Genomic DNA, 6,486 nt, shown 5'->3' with positions numbered 1-6,486 from the left:
TAATATTCCCTCAGAGATGGATTGGTTTCGTTCTGATAAAATCCTGCCGATAAACGGTTAAGACCATCATATACATATCCGTATCTTTTCAGGGACTCGTTGGCGCTTACTCCTGTTTTCCAGTCTACTTCGGCAATATTTCCGTTGTATTTGGGAAGAACCTGTAAAGAGGTGTCTGATGTATCGGGTGTTTGCAGTCCTTCCACTTGATTATACTTGATTTTATATCCGAAAAGATCACCTCCCAGATTATTCGGATCGTTAATCCCGATCATCCATCCCCGGATGTTATAGGTATAATCTACTGTTTGTAAAGGAACCATTGCGCTTGTTCCACCTACTTTTTTGGTTTGAAGCTGCGAAAGCTCGTTGTAGGTGTTTTGTGAGATGAAATGCTTACTACCAAAAAGTTTAAAGACTTCTTTAATAAAAATGTAGCGGCATTATAAAACACAAAACCCACCGCAATTGCGGTGGGTTCTTTATTATTGCTCACGGATTACAAATCCGCGAGAGCGGTTATTTCTCTATATTCAATTTTCCTTTAACTTTAACTAGCATAGACTTTTCTTTATCTTTCTTATCATAAAGCCAAATCGTATCTTTATTGTATTTTACAACTTTAATTTGCGAGTTATAATTCATCAATGTAAATATAGAGTCATCATCAACACCCCACTCTAATCTTTCATCAATACCATCATCATAAAATAACCATCTTTTATTTTGAACTTTAGAATAAGAGTATTTCAAAAGTTTACCATTTTTAGAAAGTCTTAAAGTAAAACCATAAAATTCTGCCCTATCTCTAGGCCATTCATAATTCCAATAGCCTATGGAGTCATTATATAAAATGACATTTTTTATTTTATCACTCGGACTCGAACAACTTGTAAATATAATTGCAAAAAATATATATATTATAATCTTATTCATTTGGGTTTTTCATTAATTCGACTGATTGCGGTTTAGACTGTTGTGTTCCATTTTGTATAACTATTTGCATTGGCTCTCCTTCATATCCTCCAATGGTAGATATATTAACTCCCTCTTTATTATTTTTATTAAAATCATTTATATAAGGATCCATACCTTGCCATGAAATTTCATCTTTTTTATAAGCATTCCATAATCTTTGTGCAAAACCAAAAGCAACAGAATTCTGATTTCCTTCAGTAGAATTTCCGTAATCTGATGTTTTAGCTTGTCCTAAATAAACTTTTGCATGATCAAGAAATGTATATTTTCCATTTAAATTTTCGCTTTTATGCCCATTTGCTCCAGCTTCGTGATCTAAAGTATTTCTTAAATTATACAAATCGTTATAACTTCCTTTTTGTAATTGTTTGATATTAAAATATACAGTTCCTGTTGCTCTAGATGTAATAGCCCCAGTATCTTCACCTTTAATTTTGTTACTTACTCCATAATATCCTGAGAATCCTTTTTGTCCAGCATAGTGAGCAATTATATTACTTACAGCTCTGAGCGTTCCTTTTTTATTATAATTCAATTGGGATAGTTTAGCATTTCCTTGATCAGTATGCACTATAATATTATTCGTTTTTTTATTATCTCTGTACATAAATCTTCCATTTTTATTAAAATGATCATCTACTGGAGCCATTCCGTCAGGATCAATAAATCGAATCGGATTATTAAATGCATAGTTATAAGGGCTATGACGGGTCATCTTCTCCGCCAACGGATCCACCACACCCCATCTTCCGATATCCGGCATATAGAATCTCGCACCATAATCATACATTCCCGTCTCCTGAAGCTCCTTTCCGTTGTACTTGTAGTTGTACAAACTATTTGTTCCAAAAATCGCCTTCTCTTCCCTTGGGATATTCATCCCAAATGGATAGTAATCATTCTGGTCGGTAATTTCAGCATAGCCTCCTTCGCCTTTTTTATAGCTTACCCTTACGTTTCCCTAAATGATCTTTATATTGAGAAACACCCTCATTTTTCATACTCTTTGGAAAATACCTTATCCAAAAGGCTATTCGAAATTTCGAATAACCCTTTTAGATTTTTAAAAGTTTCTAAAACTCCCAATACATAAATGGTTTCCAACAACAAATGTGCTATTACTATTGCATATTAAGTTACATTAATCGTTGGATGGAGCCACTTTTCTTAAACAAACTAAATTGCAATCAATTATGTAAATAAAAGCTACCGCATTGCGGTGGCTTTTTTACATTATTTTATATACTTTATGTCGGTAACTATCCAACGATTATTTTCAAGCTCTAAATGATAAACAATACTTTTTATTTTAGAAGAAGGAATTTTAGATACAAATTCCACATTGGATGAATTTTTATTAATGCTTTCCTTAACATCATAATCATAATATTTGAAAGAATTGGTAAATTTTTTATCCTTACCTATGTTTCGATTAAAAGCAACAAATTCTTCCCAGGTACTTTTCCGTTTATTTTTTGGAATATCTTGATAAACTTTATTTATATCAATATAATTTAGAGCAATATCAAAGTCCGCCTGTTCTTCTGCTGAAATTAACTTTATAACAGTAATTAAAGGCTTTTCTTGGCTTTTATATTCATTTGTAAAAGCGAAAAAGAAAAATGTGTATAATAGTATTTTCATAGTTAAGGTCTATTTGATTTTCCGAAATATTCCAAATAAGGCTTAGCTTTCACCCCATTTGGAGAGCCTTTTATACTTGATGCACCCTTAATTTTTAAGGCCCCATTATAAAGATTATTTGGCGCAACAACTCTAGCGTCGTTATACATCTGGTTTAATGGAAAAGAAGGTTTAACTAATTGACTTGAATCAAAACTTGGGAAAATTGATTTAACACCATTCTGTACAAAAGTAGAGCAATTATTACTACAAGCATTATAGTCCTTGCCAGAGTTAATCATATTGCTAAGCGTGCTTTTTGCCCTTGAATCTTGATTATAATCTGTGGTGATTTTAACAATTCCATCAGCTGCTCGACCTTCTCCATTTTCGCTTACTTTTCCTTTTTCTCCACTTTTACTTACATCAGTATTCATTAAATCACTTAAGCTATTTATAATCTTACCGTTATAATCCTCTTTTACATTGTCTTGTAATTGTGTCTTTCCAACTGGCTTTTCTGGCCATAAATCATAATATGTCATTGTGCCATCCTTGACCTGTTCTGTAATAGGTTTTCCCTTTGAATCTTTCATTACATTTCCATTGGCATCTTTTTTTGTCACTGTTTTATAGTTATCAACAGCGATTCCAGCGTGTCCTGTTTCATCATTTTTTGAGAACCAAGTCAATATATAAATATCATTACCGTCTGGGTCAATAACATTTATTGGATTATTAATAGCATAGCTATAAGGAGACATAGAATTGTATTTTTCAGACATCTTATCCATTACTCCCCATCTTCCAATATCCGGCATATAAAACCTCGCCCCATAATCATACATTCCCGTTTCCTGTAATTCCTTACCGTTGTACTTATAGTTGTATAAGCTATTTACCCCAAATACTGCCTTCTCCTCTCTTGGGATATTCATCCCGAAAGGATAATAATCATTCTGGTCGGTAATTTCAGCATAGTCTCCTTCGCCTTTTTTATAGCTTACCCTTACGTTTCCTAAATGATCTTTGTACTGGTAAATATACTCATTATTCTACTGGCACGAGCGGGACGCTCGCGCAAGCGAGGAGTAGAAGCCTGTTTCCTGCAATTCCTGTGACTGATACTTATACTGATACGCAGGATTTCCCGTCAATACATTATACCCTTCATGCTTCAAACCGAAAGGATAGTAGTTGTTTTCTTCAAGAACTTCTATTCCGCTGCCATTGTGGAAGTAGCTCAAACGTACATTTCCTAAATGGTCAACATAGTTATAAATATACTTATTATTTTCAAAATTTATTAAACCCACTACAATTGCGGTGGGTCTTGATTAGTGTTCATAGATTACAATTTGCGAGATTAAGTTATTATTCTCCGTGTGTATATTTAATCACTTTTCTTGTCTTTACATTTACTTCTGCGTAAGCTACACCAGTGATTTCGTCTTTTGGATAAGAGCCTTTAATGATGTATATGCTATCATTTTTCTTTTGTACTCTAAATGGTTTTTCTTTCTTTATTGTAGATTTCCCATAAACTTCGTTCCATTTGTTTTCTGCAAGAATTAAAGCAATATTTTCATCAGAACCTGTAATCTCACTAGGTTTTAGGAATCTATTTTTAGAACATGATACTAAAATTACGCAGATGAAATATAGAATGTTTTTCATTATCTATGGTATTTTTGAGGTTGGTCTACTAATATTATTTCCATTCTTTTTTTATCTTTTATTGATTTTAAAATATTATCAAATTTTGGTTCAGTAGGATTAGGGTAACGTTTTGGAGTTGGTCTTGGTCCATCGCCTTCTGATGGTAAAGGTGACATTTCTGGATCGATTGTATTTTGTCGATTTTTTGATTTTGGATCACTAGGCATATCATAATTTAAAGTATAAGCTTTGCCTGTATTTACATCGAAATATTCTAACACTCCTCCAGGAGTAACTAAATAAGCACCTAATTTTTGTTCTTCAGCATACCCAATATCACCGCCTTGTTTACCTACCTCTCCTGAAAAATTTTCATCGTCGTATTCGGGATCATCGTTCCCATGGGTATGAATGTAAGCGACAATTTTCCCACCTTTAGGGGTATACTTGTTAAGTTTGTTTTTTGGAATACCGTGTTGATTCCCTTTAGCGGGAGTATTATAAGCATAATACGTTTTATTATCTACATCTATAGAGTAAATGAATGCTGAATATTCTCGTTTATTAAGAATTGATTTTCCATTGTATTGTTTCCCAAAATTTCTTGCGGCTTTATCTTGTGTTCCAAATAATACATGTGGCTCTAATCCTTCTATTTCACGGGAATCAATAACTCGATTTCCACTAAAAACGTAAGGAGACCACGTTGGGTACTCTTCTGTAAGTGGATCTATATTAAAAAATCTTCCCACATCCGGCATATAATTTCTCCATTTAAAACTATAGAAACCTGTCTCCTGCAGCTCCTGTCCCTGATACTTATAGTTGTACAGGCTATTTACCCCAAAAATCGCCTTCTCTTCCCTTGGGATATTCATCCCGAAAGGATAATAATCATTCTGGTCGGTAATTTCAGCATAGTCTCCTTCGCCTTTTTTATAGCTTACCCTTACGTTTCCTAAATGATCTTTGTACTGGTAAATATACTCATTATTTTCATAATCGTAAAATCCTTCCGCAGTAGGGAAAAACTGAAGGGCAGCAATGGGTTCTTCCTGCAATATTTTCTCTATAAATGCTTCCTGCTCGTAGGCAAATTCCATAGGATCAAATTCATTGGGTGCTGTACCCATTGTCGTAAGATACTGAAAACCGTCTAAGTATTCTGTAATGGTGGTAAAGGTATTGCCATCATCCTTTAGATAATTTAATATCTTTTTAAGCTTAGAGCCGTCTGCTCGATACAAATGAAACAGTTTTTTCTTATTGTTCTCAATATTCAGTGAATTGGGGAGATTCAGGTAGTTGTACCCGATCTGATTAATCTGCTTATCCGGCATACTGATCATATTCCCGTTTTCGTCATATCCTATGGCATTACTGCCTCCTTCATATCCTGTAGGATTGAAGCTGTGATCTACTATCTTTACCAGGCGGTTGCCCGAATAAACGTATTCCAGGTCATCTATTTTTTCCGCATTGTCACTGTAAAAGCTTTTGGCATTTCTGCTAAGGTTTTCAATATTGCCATTTTTATCATAGGTTACCTCTTCATTATTCCAATCGTTTTGTGGTATTGAGAAATCCGGATTTAAGAAAATCCCTTGCGTAAGGCGGTTCAAACCATCATACTGATAGGCATATCTTTTCAGGATCTGGTTGGAGGATACTTTCCAATTCACTTCCGAGATATTCCCATTGTATCTCTTGGGTGAAAGACCGGCATCGGTAGGATTCTCATAACGGATATCGTACCCGAAAAGCTTGCTTTCCATGTATGAGGTTGCCTCCGGGTTAATCCCGGTCATCCATCCCCGGATGTTGTATTGATAGTCTACGGTTTGAAGTCCTCTTCCTAAAGCAGTTCCGCCTACTTTTTTGGTTTGAAGCTGGGAAAGTTCGTTGTAGGTGTTTTGTGAGATGAAATGCTCACTACAAAAAAATTTAAAGACTTCTTTAATAAAAATGTAGCCGCTCTATAAAACAAAAACCCACCGCTTTACGGTGGGTTCTTTATTGTTGCTCACGGATTAAAAATCCGCGAGAGCGGGTTATAAATTTATTTTATCACTTTTCTTCCCCCATTTTTTATATAATTGAAAGTCATGAACTTGATCCAAACTATAATCTAATGATTTATTTATAATTTCATTAGTTTTAATATTTAAGACTGTGAAACCTTMTTTAAAAACATTATCATTTTTAATTAATTTTTTTTAAATTATA

At 34.0% G+C, this 6,486-nt stretch carries 8 protein-coding genes; all 8 read right to left on the bottom strand.

The features are described from left to right. Positions 1-323, bottom strand: a 323-nt coding sequence (locus tag SOP96_RS07545; protein WP_326320374.1) for a hypothetical protein, incomplete at its 3' end; no start/stop codon positions are given. A gap of 196 nt (positions 324-519) precedes the next feature. Next, complete coding sequence (locus SOP96_RS07540) at positions 520-936, bottom strand: hypothetical protein (RefSeq protein WP_326320373.1); 417 nt, start codon at positions 934-936, stop codon at positions 520-522. After that, positions 929-1,858, bottom strand: coding sequence for an RHS repeat-associated core domain-containing protein (locus SOP96_RS07535; protein ID WP_326320372.1), 930 nt, complete (start codon positions 1,856-1,858; stop codon positions 929-931). Before SOP96_RS07535 ends, SOP96_RS07540 begins: the two co-directional genes overlap by 8 nt. A 353-nt stretch (positions 1,859-2,211) precedes the next feature. Next, entirely contained in the window at positions 2,212-2,622 is a 411-nt protein-coding gene (locus SOP96_RS07530) for a hypothetical protein (RefSeq protein WP_326320371.1), read from the bottom strand. 2 nt (positions 2,623-2,624) lie between these two features. Next, positions 2,625-3,572, bottom strand: a complete 948-nt coding sequence (locus tag SOP96_RS07525; RefSeq protein WP_326320375.1) for an RHS repeat-associated core domain-containing protein — start codon at positions 3,570-3,572, stop codon at positions 2,625-2,627. Positions 3,573-3,656: 84 nt separating this feature from the next. Next, on the bottom strand, positions 3,657-3,848 hold the full coding sequence (locus tag SOP96_RS07520; protein WP_326320370.1) for a hypothetical protein: 192 nt from the start codon (positions 3,846-3,848) through the stop codon (positions 3,657-3,659). Positions 3,849-3,975: 127 nt separating this feature from the next. Then, entirely contained in the window at positions 3,976-4,278 is a 303-nt protein-coding gene (locus SOP96_RS07515; RefSeq protein WP_326320369.1) for an NTF2 fold immunity protein, read from the bottom strand. Next, a complete protein-coding gene (locus tag SOP96_RS07510; protein ID WP_326320368.1) occupies positions 4,278-6,068 on the bottom strand; it encodes a DUF4329 domain-containing protein in 1,791 nt (596 codons plus the stop codon). Before SOP96_RS07510 ends, SOP96_RS07515 begins: the two co-directional genes overlap by 1 nt. Positions 6,069-6,486: the final 418 nt, after the last annotated feature.

The sequence above is a fragment of the Chryseobacterium salviniae genome (assembly GCF_035819015.1).
GTDB lineage: Bacteria > Bacteroidota > Bacteroidia > Flavobacteriales > Weeksellaceae > Chryseobacterium > Chryseobacterium salviniae.
The sequence above is the reverse complement of the archived record's forward strand: the minus strand, read 5'-3'. Positions and strand labels throughout refer to the sequence as shown.

Bases quoted from the DNA above. Each gene is read 5' to 3' on its own strand.
- SOP96_RS07510 (WP_326320368.1), bottom strand. From the start codon at position 6,068: ATGACCGGGATTAACCCGGAGGCAACCTCATACATGGAAAGCAAGCTT.
- SOP96_RS07535 (WP_326320372.1), bottom strand. From the start codon at position 1,858: ATGAATATCCCAAGGGAAGAGAAGGCGATTTTTGGAACAAATAGTTTG.
- SOP96_RS07515 (WP_326320369.1), bottom strand. From the start codon at position 4,278: ATGAAAAACATTCTATATTTCATCTGCGTAATTTTAGTATCATGTTCT.
- SOP96_RS07530 (WP_326320371.1), bottom strand. From the start codon at position 2,622: ATGAAAATACTATTATACACATTTTTCTTTTTCGCTTTTACAAATGAA.
- SOP96_RS07540 (WP_326320373.1), bottom strand. From the start codon at position 936: ATGAATAAGATTATAATATATATATTTTTTGCAATTATATTTACAAGT.